Source organism: Marinobacter sp. (genome assembly GCF_052091845.1).
Classification (GTDB): domain Bacteria; phylum Pseudomonadota; class Gammaproteobacteria; order Pseudomonadales; family Oleiphilaceae; genus Marinobacter.
This window is the reverse complement of the sequence record NZ_JBQDCO010000030.1, coordinates 21,956-46,369: the sequence shown is the minus strand read 5'-3', so window position 1 is coordinate 46,369 and position 24,414 is coordinate 21,956. Positions and strand designations below refer to the sequence as shown.

At 54.8% G+C, this 24,414-nt stretch carries 17 protein-coding genes; 14 read left to right on the top strand and 3 right to left on the bottom strand.

The features are described from left to right. Nucleotides 1-536 (top strand): malic enzyme-like NAD(P)-binding protein (locus ACTHYN_RS10970; protein ID WP_441812494.1); only part of this gene is annotated, 536 nt, incomplete at its 5' end. Nucleotides 537-596: 60 nt separating this feature from the next. Here ACTHYN_RS10970 and ACTHYN_RS10965 read toward each other — a convergent pair. Continuing rightward, nucleotides 597-3,110 carry a penicillin-binding protein 1A gene (locus ACTHYN_RS10965; RefSeq protein ID WP_441812493.1) on the bottom strand — a complete coding sequence of 838 codons (2,514 nt, stop codon included), beginning with the start codon at nucleotides 3,108-3,110 and terminating at the stop codon, nucleotides 597-599. Nucleotides 3,111-3,304: 194 nt separating this feature from the next. Here ACTHYN_RS10965 and ACTHYN_RS10960 point away from each other — a divergent pair, with 194 nt between their 5' ends. The 12 genes from ACTHYN_RS10960 (at nucleotide 3,305) to ACTHYN_RS10905 (ending at nucleotide 19,419) form a co-directional block, all read left to right on the top strand. Further along, nucleotides 3,305-4,369 (top strand): pilus assembly protein PilM, encoded by a 1,065-nt coding sequence (locus ACTHYN_RS10960; RefSeq protein ID WP_441812492.1) that lies wholly within the window; start codon nucleotides 3,305-3,307, stop codon nucleotides 4,367-4,369. Further along, nucleotides 4,369-4,932 (top strand): PilN domain-containing protein, encoded by a 564-nt coding sequence (locus tag ACTHYN_RS10955; RefSeq protein ID WP_441812491.1) that lies wholly within the window; start codon nucleotides 4,369-4,371, stop codon nucleotides 4,930-4,932. The genes ACTHYN_RS10960 and ACTHYN_RS10955 overlap by 1 nt, the downstream gene beginning before the upstream one ends. Beyond that, nucleotides 4,932-5,543, top strand: coding sequence for a type 4a pilus biogenesis protein PilO (locus ACTHYN_RS10950; protein ID WP_441812490.1), 612 nt, complete (start codon nucleotides 4,932-4,934; stop codon nucleotides 5,541-5,543). Before ACTHYN_RS10955 ends, ACTHYN_RS10950 begins: the two co-directional genes overlap by 1 nt. Nucleotides 5,544-5,545: 2 nt before the next feature. Beyond that, on the top strand, nucleotides 5,546-6,094 hold the full coding sequence (locus tag ACTHYN_RS10945) for a pilus assembly protein PilP (protein WP_441812489.1): 549 nt from the start codon (nucleotides 5,546-5,548) through the stop codon (nucleotides 6,092-6,094). Nucleotides 6,095-6,159: 65 nt separating this feature from the next. After that, complete coding sequence (pilQ, locus tag ACTHYN_RS10940; protein ID WP_441812488.1) at nucleotides 6,160-8,223, top strand: type IV pilus secretin PilQ; 2,064 nt, start codon at nucleotides 6,160-6,162, stop codon at nucleotides 8,221-8,223. A gap of 138 nt (nucleotides 8,224-8,361) precedes the next feature. Beyond that, nucleotides 8,362-8,928: a shikimate kinase AroK gene (aroK, locus tag ACTHYN_RS10935; protein ID WP_441812487.1), complete on the top strand. Its 567-nt coding sequence runs from the start codon at nucleotides 8,362-8,364 to the stop codon at nucleotides 8,926-8,928. Continuing rightward, on the top strand, nucleotides 8,921-10,018 hold the full coding sequence (aroB, locus tag ACTHYN_RS10930; protein ID WP_441812486.1) for a 3-dehydroquinate synthase: 1,098 nt from the start codon (nucleotides 8,921-8,923) through the stop codon (nucleotides 10,016-10,018). The genes aroK and aroB overlap by 8 nt, the downstream gene beginning before the upstream one ends. Before the next feature lie 34 nt (nucleotides 10,019-10,052). Then, the gene (locus ACTHYN_RS10925; protein ID WP_441812485.1) at nucleotides 10,053-11,411 is read left to right on the top strand and encodes an SPOR domain-containing protein; all 1,359 of its coding nucleotides are present in this window, start codon (nucleotides 10,053-10,055) and stop codon (nucleotides 11,409-11,411) included. A 221-nt stretch (nucleotides 11,412-11,632) separates the two neighbouring features. Further along, entirely contained in the window at nucleotides 11,633-16,081 is a 4,449-nt protein-coding gene (gene gltB / locus ACTHYN_RS10920) for a glutamate synthase large subunit (protein ID WP_441812484.1), read from the top strand. Between the two features lie 90 nt (nucleotides 16,082-16,171). After that, complete coding sequence (locus ACTHYN_RS10915; RefSeq protein ID WP_441812483.1) at nucleotides 16,172-17,590, top strand: FAD-dependent oxidoreductase; 1,419 nt, start codon at nucleotides 16,172-16,174, stop codon at nucleotides 17,588-17,590. Nucleotides 17,591-17,718: 128 nt separating this feature from the next. Then, a complete protein-coding gene (gene hemE, locus ACTHYN_RS10910) occupies nucleotides 17,719-18,783 on the top strand; it encodes a uroporphyrinogen decarboxylase (protein ID WP_441812482.1) in 1,065 nt (354 codons plus the stop codon). A 267-nt stretch (nucleotides 18,784-19,050) separates the two neighbouring features. Next, nucleotides 19,051-19,419, top strand: coding sequence for a PilZ domain-containing protein (locus ACTHYN_RS10905; protein WP_441812481.1), 369 nt, complete (start codon nucleotides 19,051-19,053; stop codon nucleotides 19,417-19,419). A 186-nt stretch (nucleotides 19,420-19,605) separates the two neighbouring features. Here ACTHYN_RS10905 and radA read toward each other — a convergent pair whose 3' ends face one another. Further along, nucleotides 19,606-20,982: a DNA repair protein RadA gene (gene radA, locus ACTHYN_RS10900; RefSeq protein ID WP_441812480.1), complete on the bottom strand. Its 1,377-nt coding sequence runs from the start codon at nucleotides 20,980-20,982 to the stop codon at nucleotides 19,606-19,608. 223 nt (nucleotides 20,983-21,205) lie between these two features. Beyond that, nucleotides 21,206-22,867, bottom strand: a complete 1,662-nt coding sequence (gene ettA, locus ACTHYN_RS10895; RefSeq protein ID WP_441812479.1) for an energy-dependent translational throttle protein EttA — start codon at nucleotides 22,865-22,867, stop codon at nucleotides 21,206-21,208. 283 nt (nucleotides 22,868-23,150) lie between these two features. On the opposite strand from ettA, the gene glyA reads away from it, so the two are divergent. Continuing rightward, nucleotides 23,151-24,404, top strand: a complete 1,254-nt coding sequence (gene glyA, locus ACTHYN_RS10890; protein ID WP_441812478.1) for a serine hydroxymethyltransferase — start codon at nucleotides 23,151-23,153, stop codon at nucleotides 24,402-24,404. The last annotated feature ends 10 nt before the right edge of the window (nucleotides 24,405-24,414 follow it).

The following is a 24,414-nucleotide window of genomic DNA, read 5'->3' as shown; positions in this document are numbered from 1 at the left end:
ATAAGCGCACTCTGGATGAGGCAATGGACGGAGCCGATGTATTCCTCGGTTTGTCTGGGCCGGATCTGTTGAGCGGCGATCAGCTTGCGAAGATGGCGCCAAACCCGGTTGTCTTTGCGTGCTCCAACCCGGATCCGGAAATTGATCCGGCGCTGGCTCACTCAGTTCGTGATGATCTGATTATGGCGACTGGCCGTTCAGATTACCCGAACCAGGTAAACAACGTGCTTGGCTTCCCATTCATCTTCCGTGGTGCTCTCGATGTTCGCGCAAGCTGCATTAACGAAGAGATGAAAGTGGCTGCAGTAACGGCCATTCGCGAATTGGCGAAAGAGCCGGTTCCGAAGGAAATCTGTGAGGCTTACGGCGCTGACAGCTTTGAGTTTGGTAAAGATTACATCATTCCCAAGCCCATGGATGTTCGCTTGCTGGAAGTGGTTCCAGCGGCTGTGGCTCGTGCTGCTGTGGATTCTGGCGTTGCTCGTAATGAGTACCCGGCGCATTATCCGCTGAAAAGCATGGACGACATTATCTGATCGATAGTGTTGGGTTATTAAAAAAACCGGCGGTGATCCCGCCGGTTTTTTTGTGGCTGGTTAAAAGATCTGGCGTGAAAGATCGTCTCCGTTCCCGCCGTTACCCCTGGGACCTTCATCGTCTGGTGCCAGTGGGGCAGGTGCGTCTTCTTCTTTGAAAATCTCGAAGGTGCCGTCTTCGCCAGGCCTTGCGCGCTTACCCGTTTCCGGGTTGATGCGAATATTAACAATGCCGTTTGGCCGTGGCATGAATGCAGAGGGTGCTTCGTCCAGCGCTACCTTCATGTAGTCGATCCAGATGGGCAGGGCGGTGCTTGCGCCGTACTCTCTGCGGCCCAGTGGTTTCGGCTGGTCAAAGCCTACCCACACGGTTGTGGCAAGATTGTGGTTAAATCCGGCAAACCAGGTATCCCGCTGCTCGTTGGTTGTGCCTGTTTTGCCGGCTATGTCGTCGCGGCCGAGTGCCAGTGCCCGGCGTCCTGTTCCGCGCTTGACCACGTCCCGTAGCATTGAGTGCAGGATGTAAACCGAGCGCTCGTCTGCAAGTCGCCGCATAACTCGTGTTTCGGGGACGGCCTCTTCCGTCAGTGCTGGCGCATTTTCGGCGTCTGTATCCGGGGGTGCGGAGGTTGTTTCCTTTGTGTCGCAGTTTGTGTCACACAGGATGACTTCCGGAGCCTCGTATATGGCTTCGCCATTCACGTCTGTGATTCTTTGGATCAGGAAGGGCTCTACGTCGTAGCCGCCGTTGGCAATAACAGCCAGGCCTCTGGCCAGTTCCATGGGTGATAGCTGACCGCTGCCCAGGGACAGGGACAAGTTGTCGGGCATATTCTCCGTGGGAACTTTGAGCTGCTTAAGGTAGTCCAGTGTGTGCTGGATGCCAAGGTCTCTTAAAAGCCGGATGGAAACCAGATTCCGCGAGCGGTATAGGGCTTCGCGAAGCGGGGTGGGGCCGTAGAACTGCCCCGAGGAGTTCTGTGGCCGCCAGGCGGTTTCGAGCTCTGAGTCATCAAAAACAATGGGGGCGTCATTGTAGATGGTTGCGGGTGTCATGCCGCTTTCAAGCGCCGTCAGGTACAGGAATGGCTTGAAGGTAGAGCCGGGTTGCCGTTTGGCTTGCATGGCGCGGTTGTACTTGCTCTGGCCAAAGCTGTAGCCGCCGGCAAGGGCTTCAATGGCCCCGGTTTTTGCCTTCAGGGAAATAAGCGCGCCTTCAACATTAGGGATTTGCATCAGGGAGACCCTGACCGGCTCGGCAATGCCCGAGGCTGCCTTCTCTGAGTCGTTGCCTTCATCGGGAGCGGTGGGAGCTTTGGGCAGTTCATCGACCCGAACGTAAACCACATCACCGACGCTAACCACATCGGAGGGTGTTTTCGGTTCAGGGCCGGTCAGGTTTTCCGTTTTAAAGCGCTTGGCCCAGAGCATGGATTTGAATGGCATTACAGCCGGGCCAAATTGACGCACGTGTGCCCGTACTTCGTTCTTACCGTCATTAACAGCGGTAATAACAGCAGGCATCAGGGATTCAACTCTGGGGTAATTCTGCATGGCGCCTGAAAGGTCTTCACTGGCCAGGGCGTTGGCATCCAGTTGGTCGACAGGCCCCCGGTACCCGTGCCGACGGTCGTAGGCCTCAAGTCCGTTTCTGAGGGCGTCTGTTGCTGTTTGCTGTTTCTGGCTGTCTACAGTCAACGTAACCGTGTAGCCATCTGTATAAGCTTCGTCGCCAAAGCGTCTAACCATTTCTGCGCGAGCCATCTCTGCCACATAATCGGCATCTACCTCCGCCTCTGTGGCGTTGTAGGTTGCGGTAAGCGGGGCCCGGATGGCGAGCTCGTAAGCGTCGGGGCTGATGTAGTCGAGTTCTTTCATTCGGCCAAGAATCCAGTCCCTGCGCTGCATTGCGCGCTGTGGGTTGGCAAGCGGATTGTAAGCGGACGGTGCTTTGGGCAGGCCTGCCAGCATGGCCATCTGTGCAAGCGAGAGTTCGTTTACCGACATGTTGTAATAAACCCGGGCGGCAGCAGCAATACCGTAGGCCCGATTGCCGAGATAGATTTTGTTCAGGTACAGCTCAAGGATCCGGTTTTTATCGAGTTCACGCTCTATTTGAATTGCCAGAAGTATCTCGTTGAACTTCCGAATAAAGGTCCGATCACGTGACAAAAAGTAATTTTTTGCAACCTGCATGGTGATGGTACTGCCGCCAGATTGGATTGAGCCAGTAGAAACCAGTTCGATGGCAGCCCGCGCCAGCCCTTTGATGTCGACCCCGTGGTGGTCGTAAAAACGCGAGTCTTCCGCGGCCATAAAGGCTTGTAACTGAATTGTAGGGATCTGTTCGATTGTGATAGGTGCCCTTCTCTTTTCACCGAATTCTGCTATTAATCTGTTGTCTTTGCTATACACCCGCAGCGGCGTCTGGAGTTTTATATCCAGAAGTTGATCCACAGGGGGAAGGCCGGGACGAAGGTAAAGATAGAAGCCTGAGCCTACGATTATGGTGACACTCAGTCCGGTGAGAAATAACCAGGCAAAAAGGCGGGATGTACGCATCAAATGGGGCATTTTTTTCTGACAACTGTTGGATATAGGTCTATCATTTGAGAAATTGCTTTAGGTAGGGTGAGTCGCTTCACCGTCGCAAATGTTCTCAGCTAAAAAGAGCGAACAGTGTAAACGGAATAATGAAGAAATTCTCTTAAATAAAAAACACATAAGTCATATAGCCGGGTGCATCTAGCCAGGTATAGGGTGAGCGCGTGTTCGGATTGTTCGGAAAGAAATCCAGTGCAGTATTGGGTATAGATATTAGTTCAAGCTCCGTCAAGCTTATCGAGCTGTCGAAGCAAGGCGACCGTTACAAGGTCGAAAGCTACGCCGTTGAGCCGTTGCCGGCCAACGCCGTAGTCGAAAAAAACATCACAGATGTAGAAGCCGTTGGGGAGGTTCTCAAGCGAGTGGCCTCCAAGTCGCGCACCAGCGTTAAGCAGGTGGCAGTGGCTGTATCTGGCTCTGCGGTTATTACCAAGCTCATCCAGATGGATGGCGGCCTCAACGAATTTGAAATGGAAGACCAGATCGCCCTGGAGGCGGATCAGTACATCCCATACCCGCTTGATGAGGTGTCGATTGATTTTGAAGTGCAAGGCGCTTCAGAAGTCAATCCGGATCAGGTTGATGTGCTTCTGGCGGCGTGCCGAAAAGAGAATGTCGACATCCGGGAGGATGCGCTTGAAATAGCCTCCCTCAATACGAAAATCGTGGATGTGGAAGCCTACGCCCTGGAGCGTGCTTACGCCCTGATTGAGTCTCAGCTTGATTCCCAGGGCGAAGAACTTGTGGTGGCCGTTGTTGATGTGGGTGCAACCATGACAACCCTGAGTGTGTTGGCGGAAGGAAAAACCGTGTACACCCGGGAACAGATTTTCGGTGGCAAGCAGCTTACCGAAGAGATTCAGCGCCGGTATGGTCTGTCTACAGAAGAGGCAGGGCTTGCCAAGAAACAGGGTGGGCTACCTGACGATTACGATTCCGAAGTGCTTACGCCCTTCCGGGAGGCCGTTGTTCAGCAAGTTGCGCGCGCGCTTCAGTTCTTCTTCGGGGCCAGTCAGTACAACGCGGTGGACTACGTGGTGCTCGCCGGCGGAACCGCTTCGATTCAGGGGCTGACAGAAATGGTGGAAGAGAAAACAGGAACGCCGACACTGGTCGCGAATCCGTTTGCGGAAATGGCAGTCGGCTCGCGGGTTAACGCGTCCGCATTGGGCAACGATGCTCCCTCGCTAATGATCGCCTGTGGCCTGGCAATGAGGAGCTTCGACTGATGGCAATGATTAACCTCAGACCCTGGCGCGAAGAACTCCGGGCAGAGAAGCAAAAGCAGTTTATTACGATGATTCTGGGTGCCGCTATCATTGGCGCCGGTCTCACATTCCTGTGGAGTTCAGACCTGGACAGCGGCATTGCGTATCAGAAGTCCCGGAACGCATATATTGAGTCGGCTACCAAAAAACTGGATGAGCAGATTCGTGAGATCGAAAGCCTCAAGAGCAAACGCGATGAATTGCTTGCTCGCATGAAGGTGATTCAGGACTTGCAAGGCAAGCGACCTGTCATTGTTCGTGCGTTTGATGAGCTGGTTCGTACCCTGCCAGACGGTCTTTACTACACAGACCTGAAAAAGTCGGGTGACCGGGTGAGCATTGTGGGCATGGCCGAGTCGAACAGCCGTGTTTCAACATTGATGAGGCAGTTTGAGGAATCTGACTGGTTTACCAATCCGAATCTGTCAAATGTATCATCGGCCGACAGCCGAAGAGCTGGATACAGCCAGTTTACAATGACGGTTAAACAACAAACGCCTGAGCCCGAAGGGGAGGATAAGTAATGAGCCTCGCGGACTCACTAAAAAGCCTCAATGAATTCGACATCAACGATCTTGATGTAAACAATGCGGGCATCTGGCCTGCGCCCGTCAAGGGTATTGTTGTTCTGCTTATATTCGGCCTGATTATGGGCGGTGGCTATTGGTTCTTTATCAAGGATCAGTACGTTCAGCTTGATAGGGTTGAGAAGACAGAACAGGATTTGCGCACAAAGTACGAACAAAAAGCCTATCGGGTGGCGAACCTGGAGGTTTTTAAAGCGCAGATGGTAGAAATGGAAGAAACGTTCGGCGCGCTTGTGCGGCAGCTACCGAGTGAAACCGAGGTTCCGGGATTGCTTGAGGATATAACCAATACAGCTCTGGGTAGCGGTTTGTCACTTCAGGAGGTAAAACTTCAGCCTGAGCAAAAGCGCGACTTTTATTCGGAGTTGCCGATCAACATCCGGGTGTCCGGCTCGTATCATGAGCTGGCATCATTTGTAAGTAGTGTTGCAAGCCTTCCACGGATCGTAACTCTGCACGATTTAACTATTAAACCAACTGGCGGCGACGGCGAGCAACTGGATATGCAAGTTGTTGCCCGTACCTACCGCTACCGGGCTGGAGAATAAGCATGGCAGTAAAACATGCGGGAAAAGCCTGGCTGGGTATTTGTCTGGTATCACTCCTGACAGCCTGTTCCCAGGGCAGCGGTTTTTCCGATCTGGATAAGTTCATGGAAGATACCCGTGCCAAGCCACGGGGTCATGTTGAACCATTACCCGAGTTCAGCGCATACGAGGCTTTCAGCTATTCCGCGGCAGACAGACGAGCGCCGTTTGAACCGCCGATAGATGTTCAGCTGACGATGATTGATGAAAAGCCGGTCAGTGATGTTGAGCCCAATCTGGATCGACCAAAAGAGGTGCTTGAGAATTTTGATCTCAAGAATCTTGACATGGTGGGGACACTTAAGGGCGTGTCAGGCAACCTGTTTGCGCTGATCCGCGATAATACTGGCGGTATTCACCGGGTACGTTCCGGAAATTACATGGGGCAGAGCTACGGCCGGATTATCGGCGTGAGTGAAACCCGGATCGAGCTTATCGAGATCGTTCCCAATGGCCGGGGTGGTTGGGTAGAGCGTCCTCGCTCTCTGACCCTGGACGAGGACGCAGGCTAAGGAGCGGCTGGATGAAAATTGAAAGAAAAACGCATTTACAAAAAAGTTTGGGGTCGAGGCTAGCGATGTTCAGAAAACTCAATGTATACGTCAGCGTAATTGCTTTTGGGTTGTTATCCAACCTGGCCAACGCGGTCACGCTGGAAGACGTGTCGTTTTCGTCGCTACCGGGAGAGCGCCTGGAAGTGACACTTGAATTTGATGGCCAACCACCCGAGCCATCGGGTTACACCATTGAGCGCCCGGCGCGCATCGCAGTAGATCTGCGAGACACCACCAGCGGCCTTGACAGCCGAAGCATCCCGCTTGGGTCTGGCAATGCCCAGAGCATGACAGTGGTAGAAACGAAGGATCGTACACGCTTGATCTTCAACCTGATTGAGCTTGCGCCTTATGAGACGGTTCGCAATACCAACTCGTTGGTGATGACCATTGGTGGTGATTCTGGCGCTGCCCCGGTAGCAGACCGCTCATCCGGAACCGCTTCATCGGGGCAATCGTCTTCAGCAGCGGATACACTTGCAGGCGTCGATTTTCGGCGCGGTCAAAACGGCGAGGGCCGTGTGATTGTAGATTTGGGTAGCCCCAGGGCACCGGTAGACCTGTCGGAGTTGGGCGGTAAAATTCGCCTCACGATGGACGGCCTCGCGGTGCCGGCCGACCTGCGCCGTCGACTGGATGTCACCGACTTCGCAACACCGGTCACTCGTATTGACACATTTGTTGAAGATGGCAATGCGGTGGTCGAAATTCGCCCCGAGGGCAATTACGATTACATTGCTTACCAGTCTGGAAGCCAGTTCACTGTGAGCGTTGAAGAGCTTACGGAAGAGGAAGCTGAATCCCGCCGCGAAGAGAAGTTCCCGTACTCTGGCGATAAGCTATCCCTGAACTTCCAGGATATTGAAGTGCGCTCTGTGCTTCAGCTTATTGCCGATTTTACCGGGTTGAACCTTGTAGCCAGTGACACGGTAGGCGGTAGCATCACGTTGCGCTTGCAGAATGTGCCCTGGGACCAGGCTCTGGATTTGATTTTGAAAACCAAGGGGCTGGATAAGCGCCAGATTGGTAACGTGCTGCTGGTTGCGCCAGCCGATGAAATTGCCGCCCGTGAAAAGCTTGAGCTTGAAACCAGCAAGCAGATTGCTGAGTTAGCACCGGTTCGGCTGGATATCATTCAGGTGAATTACGCCAAAGCTGCCGATATTGTTGGCCTGATTAAAGAAGACAAAGAACTGATCACTGATCGCGGCTTTGTATCCTCTGATGTGCGCACCAACACCATCAGTGTTCGTGAGAGCACTGGTAAGCTGGAGGAGATTCGTCGCCTGGTGTCTACATGGGACGTACCAGTACGCCAGGTATCTATCGAAGCCCGTATTGTACGTGCACAGACTAACGTGGCAGAAAACCTCGGTGTGCGCTGGGGCGGCGCAGGCTACGATGTAAGTGGGGATAACGTGTTTACAGTAGGCGGTTCCCAAGAGGCGTCGAGTGAAGCGCGTGATGCTGCAGGTGGCAGTACGGGTGGCATTAGTTTCCCTGGCGCGCTGGGAGTTGATCTTGGCGTAACCGGTGAAGGTGCTTCTTCATTCGCCGTAGGCTGGGGCAGTGACAACTTCCTGGTAGATCTGGAGTTGTCAGCGCTTGAAACTGATGGCCAGGCAGAGGTGGTTTCTCAGCCACGAGTGGTTACTGCAGATCGCCAGACAGCCTCTATCAAGTCGGGTGAAGAGATTCCTTATCAGGAGGCCTCCTCTAGTGGTGCGACGTCTGTATCTTTCAAAGAAGCCGTATTATCGTTGGAGGTAACCCCACAAATTACCCCAGACGATAAAATCATTATGGACTTGATGGTTAATCAGGATTCCCGCGGAGAAGTAACCGGGGGCATCCCTTCTATCAACACCAACGAGGTGACTACGCAGGTATTGGTTGGCAATGGCGAAACAGTGGTTCTGGGTGGTATTTTCCAGTCCGAAGTTGCCACCCAAACCACTAAAACTCCGTTCCTGGGAGACATTCCCTACCTTGGGCGTCTGTTTAAGCGTACCGAGAAAATTAATGAGCGAAGTGAACTGCTGATCTTCATTACACCAAAAATCATCAAAAATGACCTGATTCAATAACAGGGGTCCGCAAAAAAAGCCGCCGCGTTAAACCGGCGGCTTTTTTGTGCCTGTGTGGTCTGTGCGTCAGGGCTGAAGCTTATGCAATCTTTTGCCCTGTGATATTCTCATCCGCCTGAACCTTATTGAGCGGAAGTTATGTCTTTGCCCAAACGCGTTGTCCTGGTTGGCCCTATGGGGGCCGGTAAAAGTACCATTGGCCGGATGCTTGCCCGAGAGCTGGGGTACCGTTTTCTTGATTCTGACCGGATCATTGAAGAGCGTTGTGGCGCTAATATTCCCTGGATATTTGATGTGGAAGGCGAGGCAGGCTTTCGGCAGCGTGAGACAGCCATGCTGGCCAGGTTGTCTGATGAGCCAGAGACCGTGTTAGCCACTGGCGGCGGTGCGGTAATGCGCGCTGAAAATCACCCGTTGCTGAAGAAAGATGCTGTGGTTATATACTTGCGCACATCCATAGAGCAACAGGTGGAGCGCACCCGTAAAGACCGGAATCGCCCGTTGTTGCAGAATGACGACCCTGAAGGCGTATTGCGCAAATTATTTGCGATCAGGGACCCCCTGTATACTGAGCTGGCCGATATTATTATGTTTACAGATCGCAAAAGCCCCCGGCTTGTGGTGCGTCAACTGGTGAACCGCATCAACCCCAAAACACCGCGACAACAAAGACAGGTACGAAAGGAAGGCCGTAACCATGTATAACCTGCTTCACGAGCTCCCGGTTGATCTTGGCGAGCGCAGTTACCCCATTATGATCGGTGAAGGTTTGTTAGGGGGGTATGACCTGTCAGGCTATGTTGGGGGCTCACAGGTAATGATCGTCACTAACAATGTGGTTGGGCCTTTATACCTTGAGCAAGCTAAAGCCAGCTTTCCTGGCAAGACGGTGGATACCGTTGTGTTGCCCGATGGCGAAAAAAACAAAGACTGGCAAACCCTGAATCTGATTTTTGATGCGTTGCTGGAAAAACGGCATACCCGAAAAACCACGCTGGTGGCGCTTGGTGGCGGTGTTGTTGGTGATATGACCGGGTTTGCGGCGGCGTCTTATCAACGCGGTGTGGCATTCATACAGATCCCAACCACGTTGTTGTCTCAGGTTGATTCCTCTGTGGGGGGGAAAACCGGTATTAACCACCCGCTTGGCAAAAACATGATAGGGGCTTTCCATCAGCCGGAAGCGGTAATGATTGATGCAAATACGCTCCACACACTGCCGCCGCGAGAGGTGTCGGCCGGACTTGCGGAAGTTGTCAAGTACGGTTTAATTCGGGATACAGATTTTTTGGGCTGGTTAGAAAGCAATATTGAGCCTTTAGTCGCCTGTAAAAACGAAGCGCTGGCGGAGGCGATACTGCGCTCGTGCGCCTGCAAGGCAGATGTCGTAGCCCAGGATGAGCGGGAGAGTGGGCTGCGGGCTACGCTGAACCTTGGCCACACGTTTGGTCACGCCATCGAGACTTTCGCCGGCTACGGCAATTGGTTGCACGGGGAAGCCGTAGGCACGGGCATGGTTATGGCCGCCGATCTGTCAGCCAGGGAAGGTTTTATAAGCCAGGCCGATTACGATCGTGTTGTGCATATCGTTCATAGGGCCGGCTTACCCTTGCGGCCACCAGCAGAGATGACCCCAGCGGATTTCATGAGCTTGATGGCCGTTGATAAAAAAAATGTCGACGGCAAACTGAGGCTTGTGTTGCTTCGCTCTGTGGGCGATGCGGTAGTTACATCGGCGGCGGCCCCGAAAAATCTTGCAGCAACCCTAAGGGCATTTTGCCAGCACGAAGGTTGAGCAGACGCTCTAACATTGAGTAGCAGGAATATGTGTGACTGACGACAGCTTGAACAGCCTGGACGGTGGCGGTCTGTTCCCCAGACTGCAGCAGCGATATGGTCTCAGGGATAACCCTCTGGAAATGGAAACCCCCTTCTTTGCGGATGGTATGCGCCAGCACGCCCTTGAAGCGCTGCGGCACCTTTGCGGCTTTGGTGATATGGCGCTGTTGCTCACGGGCGCCCCTGGTTCGGGTAAGAGTCGGTTGTTGGCTGAGTTGGTGCGCAGTGAGTCGTCGCGGTTAGGCTTTCACCGGCTGTCTGCCGCCGCCATGACAAGTTCTAATGCACTGGCCAGAGATCTTAAACAGGTAGCTCGTTCGGCGTCTGATCCGGATGATACCCCCCGTGAAGCCGTGTATCGCTTTTTTAAGTGGTCTGAGAGCAAAGTTGCCAAGGGCCAGCGCATGGTGTTGCTCATTGACGACGCAGATCGTGCAGCCCCCGAGCTTCTCAGGCTAATCCTGGAAGGTTTTCTGGCCGCCGATCGCACCAGAGCAGCGGTTCCGGTATTTGCCGGTGAAGATCGCCTGGTGCCGCTACTGGGACTGGACGAGTCATCGGCTTCGGTTCATCAGGTTCACTTGCGTCCACTCACCAGGGAAGAGGTGTTCTCCTACCTTGAGCCGCGAGTGCACAAGGCGGGCGGTAAGGTGAGTGAGTTGCTTAATTCTGCGCGGCTTGAGCGCATACATGGTCTCAGCCAGGGTAGTTTCTCCCGGCTTAAAAGAGTGGCGCCTGGTGTCTGGTTAGACATGGTTTCTGCTGCTTCGAAGCCAAAGCGCTCGCCGACTATAAATATGACACAGCTTCGCTTGCCTGCGCTGGCCCTTTTGCTTCTGGGTGGCTCCTGGTGGTTTGTATCCGAGCAATACGATGACACAGTTGCGCTGGAACAGAACACGTCTTTGGGAGTCGAGCCGATACGTAAGAGCATAACCATTGGTCCGGACACCCCGGAAGATGATCTGTCAGACCAAACGCCGGAGCCGTTGACAGACGCGACAACCGCGCCAGATCCTGAGCCTGAGCCTGAGCCTGAGCTTGAGCCTGGTTTCATTCCAAAAAAACCCAGCAAGTACGTGGGCGTTGAGCAACTGCGCAGTCGCAGCCAGGGCTGGACGATTCAGTTGGTTGCCGGAAATCTGGAGCAGACAGCGCTGACCGTTATTTCACGCTACCCATCTCTGGACAAGATGGTTTACACCTTGGGTGAGCGCAAAGGCAAGCCCTGGTTTATGGTGTTTTACGGGGATTATTCCTCCAGGGAAGAGGCTCAAAAAGCAGCTGCCCGCCTGCCTGATGCACTAGTTTCGCGCACGCCATGGGTGCGTAGAGCCGAAGATTTGTGATCCATCCGTAAAAGAAAAAACACGCGCTAACCCCCTGTTTTGTATCGATCAGGGCCCTTCCCAGTGGAACCTTCGCAAAAAAACATAGTCAAATATATTTGAGTACGCAATTATACGTGTGTATAGTTATTCGCCCATTTTTTTAACGTTGGTTGGTTTGTGCGCACTGTTTTGGTGCATAAGTCGCTGATAAGAGTGCATTTATATGCAAGAGGGCGCTTATGAAGTCAGGTCTGTATCACCCCGGCGAATTCAAGGATAACTGCGGGTTTGGGTTAATCGCCCACATGAAGGGCGAGGTCAGCCACAAGTTGTTAAAAACGGCTATCGAGTCGCTTACCTGCATGACTCATCGAGGCGGCATTGCTGCCGACGGCAAAACCGGTGACGGTTGTGGTCTGTTGGTTCAAAGCCCTGACGCCTTCCTGAAAAAAGCGGCAAAAGCCGCATTTGGCCAAGAGCCCGGAGAGCTGTTTGCTGTCGGCCAGGTATTCCTCAATCCTGATCCGGACAAAGCGACTGGCGGGCGAGCCGCTATTGAGAGCCGGTTGGTCGAACAGGGCCTCCATGTTTTGGGCTGGCGTGAAGTGCCGGTTGATGACAGCTGTCTGGGGCCAATCGCCCTGGACAGTGTGCCGCGGATAGAGCAGGTGTTCGTAACGCCCGCCACCAAGACCGAACAAGAGTTTGCTGTCAGTCTCTTTATTGGGCGTCGCCATGCCGAGCAGGATATGGCAGAGGACCCTGAGTTTTATATTTGCAGCCTTTCCCATCGCACCCTCGCCTATAAAGGGCTGATGATGCCGGCAGACCTGGCACATTTTTACACGGACTTGAGCGATCCGGATTTTGCCACCGCTATTTGCGTGTTCCATCAACGCTTTTCTACCAACACCATGCCGCGCTGGCCATTGGCTCAACCGTTTCGCTACCTGGCGCATAACGGCGAAATCAACACCATTGACGGCAACCGGAACTGGGCCATAGCGCGAGCGGCCAAATTCAGCTCCCCGAACCTGCCGGATCTGCAAACGCTGCAGCCTTTGGTTAATCTGGCGGGCTCCGACTCCTCCAGTATGGACAATATGCTGGAAATCCTGCTGGCAGGCGGTGTGGATCTGTTTCGTGCTGCGCGAATGATGGTTCCACCGGCTTGGCAGAATGTCGACACCATGGACTCTGACCTGCGGGCATTCTATGAATACAACTCCATGCACATGGAGCCCTGGGACGGCCCTGCAGGATTGGTTATGTCGGATGGTCGCTATGCTATGTGCATGCTGGACCGTAACGGCCTGAGACCCGCACGTTGGGTCGTTACCAGGGACGGTTTCATTACCCTGGCGTCGGAAATCGGCACATACAGTTATCAGCCAGAGGATGTGGTGGCGAAAGGCCGTGTCGGGCCCGGCCAGATGCTGGCTATTGATACCGAAACCGGCGAAGTGCTGCACACTCCGGATATCGATCAGCGGCTTAAAGCCGCGCAACCCTACAAGCGCTGGCTGCGTGAAAACGCGCTGCGGGTGGAAACAACACTGAATCAGGAAGCGCCTGAGTTCCGGCTGATGGATGCAGATGAATTGCTGGTACACCAGAAGATGTTTCTGGTGTCTTACGAAGAGCGCGACCAGATTTTGCGCCCCTTGGCAGAGAACGCTCAGGAGGCTGTCGGCTCCATGGGGGACGACACGCCCATGGCTGTACTATCCAGCAAGGTCCGCCATTTAGCGGATTATTTTCGCCAGAAATTTGCCCAGGTAACCAACCCGGCAATTGACCCTCTGCGCGAAGCGATTGTGATGTCCCTGGAAACCTGTCTGGGGGCGGAGCGTAACGTTTTTGAGGAAACGGCCGAGCACGCCAACAGGATCATTTTAACCACTCCGGTTCTGTCGCCAGCCAAGTTTCTGAGAATTGCCAACAACGAGCGTCCGGGATTCGCGGTAGCCCGGATTTCCATGAGCTATGTTCCGGAACAGGGGCTTGAGCAGGCTATTCGACGCATCTGTGACGAAGCGGAGCAAGCGGTTCACAACGGTAAAGTGCTGCTTATTCTCTCAGACAAGGATCTGAAACAGGGTGAGCTGCCAGTGAGTTCCCTGATGGCAACCGGAGCAGTACACTATCACCTGTCAGAAAGACGTTTGCGGTGTGATTCCAACATCATTGTTGAAACTGGCTGGGCCAGGGATCCGCATCATTTTGCAGTACTGTTCGGCTTCGGTGCCACCGCCGTCTATCCGTATCTGGCTTATCAGGTGCTGAACGATTTGATTCGTACCGGCGAACTGCTGATGGATCCTATTCAAGCCAAGAATAACTACCGCAAAGGCATCAACAAGGGGTTGCTGAAGATCTTGTCCAAGATGGGCATTTCCACGGTTGCGTCTTATCGCGGGGCGCAGCTATTCGAAGCAATTGGCCTGGCGGATGAGGTGGTTAATCTGTGCTTCAAGGGCGTGCCTTGTCGTGTTCAAGGGGCAGGGTTTGTGGATTTTCAGCAGGATCAGGAGCGGCTAGCGACTGTTGCGTGGAAAGCGCGTAAACCCATTGCTCTGGGTGGCCTGCTGAAATACATGCACGGGCAGGAATACCATGCGTTTAACCCTGATGTGGTGAGCAAACTGCAAGATGCCGTGACCTCGGGGGATTATGGTCAGTACAAAGAGTATGCGGCTTTGGTGAATGAGCGCCCGGTCGCTACGCTGAGGGATTTGCTCGGTTTTCGCGAGGGTATCAGCCCGATTGATGTTTCCGAGGTTGAGCCGGTGGAGCAAATTTTCCCCCGGTTTGATTCTGCTGCTATGTCGCTGGGCGCTTTGTCGCCGGAGGCACACGAGGCGCTGGCAGTTGCCATGAACACACTGGGCGGTCGCTCCAACTCTGGCGAGGGCGGTGAAGACCCGGCGCGCTATGGCACCGTAAAGCGATCCAAAATCAAACAGGTCGCCTCTGGCCGTTTTGGTGTCACCGCAGAATATCTGCGTAGCGCCGATGTCATGCAAATCAAAGTGGCCCAGGGTGCAAAGCCGGGCGAGGGCGGGCAGTTGCCCGGCAGCAAGGTGAATGCCCTGATTGCACGCCTGCGTTATTCGGTGCCTGGCGTCACGTTGATTTCTCCGCCGCCCCACCACGATATCTACTCCATTGAAGATCTGGCTCAGCTGATTTTTGATCTTAAACAGGTCAACCCGAAAGCTCTGGTATCGGTAAAGCTGGTCTCTGAGCCGGGTGTCGGCACGATTGCAGCGGGTGTGGCGAAAGCCTACGCGGATTTGATTACCATCTCCGGCTACGATGGGGGTACGGCGGCCAGCCCGCTGGCGTCCATCCGGTACGCTGGATCGCCCTGGGAGCTCGGGCTAACGGAAACCCAGCAGGCGCTGCGTGCCAATGACCTGCGCGGAAAAATACGCCTGCAAACCGATGGCGGCATTAAAACCGGCTTGGACGTGGTGAAAGCCGCCATATTGGGGGCCGAGAGCTTTGGTTTTGGCACCACACCGATGGTGTCGCTGGGTTGCAAGTTCTTGCGTATCTGCCACCTGAATAACTGTGCCACCGGTGTGGCCACCCAGAACGATCATCTTCGCAAGGAATATTTCACTGGCACGGCAGTCAAAGCCATGAACTTTTTCCGCTTTGTGGCGGAAGAAACCCGCGAGTGGATGGCGATATTGGGCGTTCGCAGCCTGGAAGAGCTGGTGGGCCGCGTGGATCTTCTTGTGCGACTGCCTGGAGATACCGAGCGCCAGAAAAAGCTGGATCTGACGCGGCTGCTATCCAATGATCATATCCCTTCAGATAAGCCACAAAGCTGTCAGGTTGAACGTAACCTGCCGTTTGATCAGGGCTCGCTGGCGGAAGACATGCTTGCGGCAATCGCCCCTGCGATTGAAGGTAAAACCGGCGGCGCCTGGAGTTACCGGATAACTAACTGCGATCGCTCAATGGGTGCCCGTCTTTCTGGCGAGATTGCCGCGCAGCACGGAAACCAGGGCATGGTGGATGCACCGGTTACGCTGGATCTGTTCGGGACTGCCGGTCAGAGCTTTGGCGTGTGGAATGTTGGCGGTCTTAACCTGATTCTCGAGGGCGACGCCAACGATTATGTCGGCAAGGGCATGACTGGCGGCAAGCTCGTGATTAAGCCGCCCCGTGGCAGCAAATTCGATACCCGGGAAACAGCAATCATGGGCAACACCTGCCTTTACGGCGCCACCGGCGGCAAGCTGTTTGCCGCAGGTACGGCCGGCGAGCGCTTTGCCGTTCGCAACTCCGGCGCCCGCTCAGTTATTGAGGGGGCGGGCGATCACTGCTGTGAGTACATGACTGGCGGGCTGGTCACCGTTCTGGGTAGTACCGGGACCAACTTTGGTGCGGGCATGACCGGGGGGTTTGCCTATGTGCTGGATCTGGACAACACGTTTGTTGATAAATACAACCACGAACTGGTGGAGATTCAGCGCATCTCTCGTGAGGAAATGGAGGCCTACCGCAACCACCTGCGCAGCATGATTCGAGAACATATTTCGGAAACCGGCAGTGCCTGGGCTGAGCATATCCTTGAAGATTTCGACGATTATATTGGTCGATTCTGGTTGGTAAAACCCAAAGCTGCGAGCTTGAGCAGCCTGTTGGCAAGTACCCGTGCGCGCCCTGAATAAGCCTGGAGTGTCGGGTTTGGTTACTTGCGAGGATTCAGGGTTGCCGCTAGGCGCAGCCCTTGTCGAAATTGAGATCATGAGAGCGTCAACATGAAAGAGCGACTTAGTAACGATTTTCAGTTTATTGAAGTCAAGCGGATAGAACCGGAGAAAGTTCCTGCGCAGACACGCAAGGAAGGGTTTGGTGAAATTTATCATTCGCATACCGCTAAAAATGCCGAGTCCCAGTCCGACCGCTGCCTGGAGTGTGGCAATCCCTATTGCGAATGGAAGTGCCCGGTACATAACTACATTCCCAATTGGCTGAAGCTGGTTGCCGAAGGCAACATCATCAAAGCCGCCGAACTGTGCCATCAGACCAACTCGCTGCCTGAGGTGTGTGGCAGGGTGTGCCCGCAGGATCGTTTATGCGAGGGTGCCTGCACGCTGGATGAGGGTTTTGGCGCTGTTACTATTGGCTCTGTGGAAAAATACATCACCGACACGGCTTTTGCCCTGGGCTGGAAGCCAGATGTATCACAGGTTAAATGGACGGATAAAAAAGTCGCGGTGATCGGCGCTGGCCCGGCTGGCCTGGGTTGTGCTGACGTGCTGGTTCGCAATGGTGTGAAACCGGTGGTATTTGATATTTATCCGGAAATTGGCGGCCTGCTTACCTTTGGCATTCCCGAATTCAAACTGGAAAAAACGGTGATGACCCGGCGGCGGGAGGTCTTTGAAGAAATGGGCGTTGAGTTCTGCCTGTCGACGGAAGTAGGTAAGGATGTCCAGCTACAGGACATGCTTGAGGAATACGATGCTGTGTTCATGGGCATGGGCACCTACACATACATGAAGGGCGGTTTTCCGGGTGAAGACCTGCCGGGTGTGTACGACGCCCTGCCGTTTCTGGTGTCTAACGTAAACCGTTGCCTTGGTTTTGAAAAGGACGCGGCTGATTTCATCAGCTTGAAAGGCAAGCGTGTTGTGGTGCTGGGTGGCGGCGATACCGCTATGGACTGTAACCGCACGTCCATTCGTCAACAGGCTAAGAGCGTGACCTGCGCTTATCGCCGCGACGAGGCCAATATGCCGGGTTCTCGCCGTGAGGTATCCAATGCAAAGGAAGAGGGCGTCACTTTCCTGTTCAATCGCCAGCCCGTTGCTATTGTGGGTGAAGGCCGGGTTGAAGGGGTGAAGGTGGTCTCGACCCAGTTGGGCGAACCTGATGAAAACGGCCGCAGCCGCCCCGAGGTAGTTCCGGGCAGCGAGGAAGTGATACCGGCCGATGCTGTGCTGGTCGCCTTCGGTTTCCGCCCGAGCCCGGCCGAGTGGTTTGACGAACTTACGATCAACACGGACGATTCTGGTCGGGTGATCGCGCCGGAGTCATCGGAATACGGTTTTCAGACCAGCAACCCCAAGATCTTTGCGGGTGGCGATATGGTGCGCGGCTCGGATCTCGTGGTTACCGCGATTTGGGAAGGCCGCCAAGCGGCTGAGGGTATTCTGGATTATCTGGATATCTGACAAACCTGTTCATTTTGGGTGTAGGGTCGGTTTGCGCGGGCTAAGCCGGCCTTTTTTATTGTGGCAAACGGGGTATCATTGGCCTCGCTTTATTAAGACCATTTGAAAGAAACAATGCTGGGATCCCTATGACCGAGTTGAAGAATGACCGCCTTTTGCGCGCCCTTGCGCGCCAGCCTGTTGATCGTACCCCGGTATGGATGATGCGCCAGGCCGGCCGTTATCTGCCGGAGTATCGCGCCACCCGTGAAAAAGCCGGCGACTTCCTCAGCTTGTGCAAGAACACGCCGCTGGCCTGTGAAGTAACCCTTCAGCCTCTTGAGCGTTTTCCGCTGGATGCCGCGATTCTGTTCTCGGATATCCTGACTATTCCGGATGCGCTGGGGCTTGGGCTTTACTTTGAAACCGGTGAAGGCCCCAAGTTCAAGCACACCATTCGCTCCAGGGCCGATGTAGACGCCCTGCCGAAGATTAAGGCAGAAGTTGATCTTGATTACGTGATGAACGCGGTTTCCACCATCCGGGGTGCGCTCAATGGCAGTGTTCCCCTGATTGGTTTCTCCGGTAGCCCCTGGACGCTGGCAACCTATATGGTTGAAGGCAGTGGCTCCAAAGACTTCCGGGAAGCCAAAAAGCTTATGTACAGCGAGCCAGAGGTGATGCACCAGCTGCTGGATCACCTTGCGGATGCAGTTATTGATTATCTCAACGGCCAGATCAAAGCAGGCGCTCAGGCGATCCAGATTTTTGATACCTGGGGCGGTGTGCTAAGTAGCTGGGCGTATGAAGAGTTTTCACTGCGTTACATGCAAAAAGTTGTGGACAATCTGATTCGCGAGAGCGACGGACGCCGCGTGCCAGTGATTCTGTTCACCAAAAACGGCGGTCAGTGGCTGGAGTCTATCGCTGATACGGGTGCAGATGCCGTTGGTCTGGACTGGACCACAGACATTGGCGATGCCCGCGCTCGAGTAGGCGATCGTGTGGCCCTGCAGGGTAACATGGACCCCACTATGCTTTACGCGCCACCGGCCCGGATTCGTGAGGAAGTGGGTGATATCTTGCGCCGTTATGGCTCAGGCCCGGGTCATATCTTCAACCTCGGCCACGGCATTACGCCTGAAGTGAAGCCGGATAACGCGAAAGCGTTCATTGAGGCGGTTGTTGAATTGAGTCCGGAGTATCACCGCTAGTATATGCCGTCCTCGTTTTCTGGTCTTCGTGTGCCGGGAAGCGGGGGCTGAGTCTTCGATTCCAAAAACCGCTACAAGCACATCCCTGTGCGCTTGTCTCCGGCCGTCCATGGCCTCCGACATTTTTGGAATCGAAGACTCAGCCCCCGCGTTTATCTTTTCAGCGCGCCCTCTCTTAAAACTCCCTTGGCAGAACTACTCTGGAACGGCAACTCCGCACAGTCTATAGTCATGTTAGATGATGCCGACGATAAAAGGAGCCGCCCCTTGTCCGCCAAAACCTCAGAAAAGCGACAGTTTCATCGTATAAGCTTCGACGCCCCATGCGAGTTGCACGCTCTTGAGCGTGTGTGGATAACTGAGGTGTTGGATATTTCCCTGAAAGGTGTTCTGGTCAAGCGACCAGAGGGGTGGGATGTGCCGTTGAGCCAGCCGTGTGAAGTGATCATTCACCTTGATGAAGGGCAGGCTGGTATTGTTATGGCTGTTGAGTTAAAGCACATAGAAGCGCGCAGGCTGGGCTTTAAATGCGAATATATCGATCTGGACAGCGCTGCACATCTTAAGCGTTTAGTGGAGTTAAACCTGGGGGATCAGGTGCTTCTTGAGAGGGAGTTCGCGCACCTAATTGGCTAGTCGGTTTGAGAGTGTCTTAGATGAGGGCAAATTGTGAACTTGCGGACAGCACTGAAAGGCGCATTCCAAAAATGTCGGAGGCCAAGGACGGCCGAAGACAAGTGCACATGGAGGTGCTCGTAGCGGTTTTTGGAATGCGCCTTTCAGTGCTGTCCATGCACAGATGCTCAAGGTGTCGGGCAGCGTCTAAAGCTCCTCCAAAGCCGTAATTGCTTCACTAAGTTTGGTAACAGGGATCACTTTCATGCCCGGAATAGCCTTGCGCGGCGCATTGGCTTTAGGAACCAGGGCCCGAGTAAACCCATGCTTCGCCGCCTCGTAAATCCGCTCCTGACCACTGGGCACCGGGCGAATCTCCCCCGATAGCCCTACCTCCCCAAAAATCACCAAATCCTGAGGCAGGGCGCGATCGCGGAACGAAGACACAATGGCAGCCAGCAATGCCAAATCCGCACTGGTCTCGTTAACCTTCACGCCGCCAACCACGTTCACAAATACATCCTGATCCGACACATGCAGGCCGCCATGGCGATGTAGCACTGCCAGCAGCATGGCCAACCGGTTCTGGTCCAGGCCAACCGCTACGCGCCTTGGGTATCCACCCTGAGCCATGTCCACCAGTGCCTGAATCTCCACGAGCATTGGCCGGGTGCCTTCCCAGACCACCATGACCACGCTGCCTGGGGCTGCATCTTCGCCACGGTTAAGGAAAATGGCGCTGGGGTTTTTTACTTCCTTCAGGCCCTGTTCCAGCATGGCGAACACGCCCAGCTCATTTACCGCGCCAAAGCGGTTTTTGATGCCCCGCAGCGTGCGATAGCGGCTGTCGCTGGAGCCTTCAAGCAGGATAGAGCAGTCGATCATGTGCTCTAGCACCTTGGGGCCGGCAAGGCTGCCGTCTTTGGTAACGTGACCAACCAGAAACAGGATAGTGCCCGTTTGCTTGGCAAAGCGGGTCAGGTAGGCCGCGCTTTCACGGACCTGGGATACAGAGCCCGGGGCAGACTCGGTGTCCGCCACGTGCATCACCTGAATACTGTCCACTACCAGAATCCGCGGTTTTTCCGCTTCTGCGACCTGCATGAGCCGTTCAACGCTGGTCTCGGAGAGCATTTTCAGGTCTTTGGTGGGCAACCCCAGGCGCTTGGCGCGCATGGCTACCTGCTGCAGAGACTCTTCACCGGTTACGTACAGCGCGGGAACGCTCGCTGCCAAGTGGCAAACGGCCTGAAGTAACAACGTACTCTTGCCGGCGCCAGGGTGGCCTCCCATAAGCACCGCAGAGCCTTCTACAAGGCCGCCGCCAAGAACTCGGTCGAATTCCTGCATGCCCGTGCCGATACGCTCTTGCTCGGCCAGGCTTACGTCGTCCAGGCTTTGCACGGCGGACAAACTGCCGGCAAAGCCTTCAAAACGCACGCCGCGGGCGCCTTTTGTGTTGCTGCTAACGCCTCTTACTTCGCTGACGGTATTCCAGCTCTGGCAGGCTGTGCACTGGCCCTGCCATTTTGAGTAATCAGCGCCGCATTCTGTGCAGACAAAGGCGGTTTTGGTTTTGGCCATGGTGATGGTCCTGATGGTGTTGTGGTGCCTGAGCCCCCTCTCCCCAACCCCTCTCCCGCGAGGGGCGAGGGGCTTTAAATGCCACTCCCTGCAGGCTTCGGGTGTGTAGCTCATCTCTCCCGCAGGAGTGAGGGGCTTTATTGCCATTACCTGCAGGTTTCGCATGTGTAACTCCCCTCGCCCCTTGTGGGAGAGGGGTTGGGGGAGAGGGGTGGTTTTAGCTTTACGCCAGCTTCTTATACTTCATGCGCTGGGGCACCATGGCAGAATCCCCTTTGCGCTTTTTGTGGTCTTCATCGTAATCGCTGAAGTTGCCTTCGTAGTAGATCACCTCGCCGTCATCTTCAAACGCCAGAATGTGAGTGGCTACACGGTCAAGAAACCAGCGGTCGTGGGAGATAACCAGAGCCGAGCCGGGGAAATTCAGCAGGGCTTCTTCCAGGGCGCGCAGGGTTTCTACGTCCAGGTCGTTGGTCGGTTCGTCGAGCAGCAATACGTTGCCGCCTTCTTTCAGCAACTTGGCCAGGTGCAGGCGGTTGCGCTCACCCCCAGACAGATCGCTCACGCGCTTTTGCTGGTCCGAGCCTTTAAAGTTGTAGCGGCCTGCATAGGCTCGTGACGGGGTTTCATAGTTGCCAACCTTAATGATGTCCTGGCCATCGCTGAGCAGTTCCCAAACGGTTTGGGAGCCGTCCAGATCGCGGCTCTGATCCACGTAGGCCAGTTTTACGGTTTCGCCAACGGTGATGGAGCCGGAGTCAGGCTGGTCCTCGCCGGCAATCATGCGGAACAGGGTAGATTTACCTGCACCGTTACCACCAATGATGCCAACAATCGCGCCCGGTGGTACGCTGAATGACACGTCCTCATAAAGCAATTGCTCGCCAAACGCTTTGCTGATGCCTTCCACTTCGATCACTTTGCTGCCTAAGCGCGGTCCGGGTGGAATGTACAGTTCGTTGGTTTCGTTGCGCTTCTGGAATTCCTGAGAGCTCATTTCCTCGAAGCGGGCGAGTCGGGCCTTGCTCTTGGATTGGCGCCCTTTGGCATTGCTGCGCACCCATTCCAGCTCTTGTTTAACCGTTTTCTGGTGTGAGGCTTCCTGTTTGGCTTCGGTAGCCAGGCGCTGTTCTTTGTTTTCCAGCCACTGACTATAGTTTCCTTCAAACGGGATGCCCTGGCCGCGGTCGAGTTCCAGAATCCAGCCGGCAACGTTGTCCAGGAAGTAGCGGTCGTGGGTGATGGCAACCACCGTGCCGCTGTAATCGTGCAGAAAACGCTCCAGCCAGGCCACAGATTCTGCGTCCAGGTGGTTGGTAGGCTCGTCGAGTAGCAGCATGTCAGGGCCGGAAAGCAGCAGGCGGCACAGGGCGACCCGGCGACGCTCACCACCAGAAAGGTTCTTTACCATCTGGTCCCAGGCGGGCAGGCGAAGTGCATCGGCCGCCACTTCCATTTTGCGCTCTATGTCGTGGCCATCGGTTGCCTGAATCAATGCTTCGAGTTCGCCCTGTTTTTTGGCCAGGGCGTCAAAATCCGCATCTGGCTCGGCGTAATCGGCATAAACCTGATCGAGTTCCGCCAAGGCGTTGTGAACATCAGCAACGGCTTCATCTACAATTTCTTTTACCGTTTTGCTGTCGTCCAGCTCTGGTTCCTGGGGAAGATAGCCTACGTTAAGCCCTGGTTGGGCCCTGGCTTCGCCAATGTAATCCTGATCTACACCCGCCATAATGCGTAGCAGGGTAGATTTACCTGAGCCATTCAGACCCAGTACGCCAATTTTGGCGCCGGGGAAGAAGCTCAGGGAAATATCCTTGAGAATTTGGCGTTTGGGCGGCACCACCTTGCCTAGGCGGTCCATGCTGTATACATACTGAGCCATAAGGATATTACCTTCTTTGAAAGCGAGATGTGATCGAGTGTGGGCGGCAGATTCTGCGGCCGCCTCGTCGAATGCTGTAATTGGATTTGTAAGGTATCGAAACCCGGAAACTATAGCAATTTCAGGAAAACGGCCGATATCGGTATGACGGTATCTGCGAACCCCATAAAGGGTGATTTTCACCCCGGTAATGGGCTAGAATGGCGGCCCGATTTTTAAGGGATCCCGAGGGCTGAGTTTCAAAGCTATTCGGGCCAGCCAAGCAAACAGAGGCAGCACACCGATGTTTAATCGTGATATGAAGATCGCCGGTTTTGATGACGAACTCTGGAACGCCATGCAGGCGGAAAGCAAGCGTCAGGAGGCTCATATTGAGCTGATTGCATCTGAGAACTACACCAGCCCCCGGGTTATGGAAGCTCAGGGCACAGATCTGACCAACAAGTATGCCGAGGGCTATCCCGGTAAGCGTTACTATGGTGGTTGTGAGTTTGTGGATATTGCCGAGCAGTTGGCTATCGATCGCGCTAAAGAGCTGTTTGGCGCGGCGTATGCCAACGTGCAGCCACATTCCGGCTCTCAGGCTAACGCGGCTGTGTTCATGGCCCTGGTTAAGCCGGGCGATACGGTTTTGGGCATGAGCCTGGCACACGGCGGCCACCTTACCCACGGTGCGGGCGTAAGCTTTTCCGGCAAGATTTATAACGCGATTCAGTATGGTATCGATACAGACACTGGTCTGATTGATTACGACGCGCTGGAAGCCCAGGCCGTTGAGCAAAAGCCGAAGATGATCATTGCCGGTTTCTCTGCCTACTCACAGGAGCTGGATTTCGCCCGCTTCCGCGCCATCGCCGATAAGGTGGGTGCTTACCTGTTTGTAGACATGGCCCACGTGGCCGGCCTGGTTGCGGCGGGCGTGTATCCTGATCCGATGCCTCACGCCCACGTGGTTACAACAACCACCCACAAAACACTGCGCGGTCCTCGGGGCGGCCTGATTCTGGCGTGCGATGATGAAGCGCTGCACAAAAAGCTGAATTCCGCTGTATTCCCCGGCAGCCAGGGCGGCCCGTTGATGCACGTGATTGCAGCCAAGGCGATTTGCTTCAAGGAGGCCATGAGCGATGAATTCAAGGCTTACCAGGCGCAGGTGGTCAAGAACGCCTCGGCCATGGCGAGCGTATTTGTAGATCGCGGCTACGATGTGGTTTCTGGTGGCACCAAAAACCACCTGTTCCTGGTTAGCCTGATCAAGCAGGACATCACTGGTAAAGATGCCGATGCGGCCCTGGGTCGTGCGCACATTACCGTGAACAAGAACGCAGTACCCAACGACCCGCGCTCGCCGTTCGTAACCTCCGGTTTGCGCCTGGGCACGCCTGCTGTTACCACCCGTGGTTTCGGCGAGGTTGAATGCCGGGAGCTGGCAGGGTGGATCTGCGATATTCTGGACAACCTGGATGACGAAGCTATTAACGACCGTGTTCGCGAGCAGGTAGCAGCCCTGTGCGCACGATTCCCGGTTTACAGCTAAGTACCCTCTT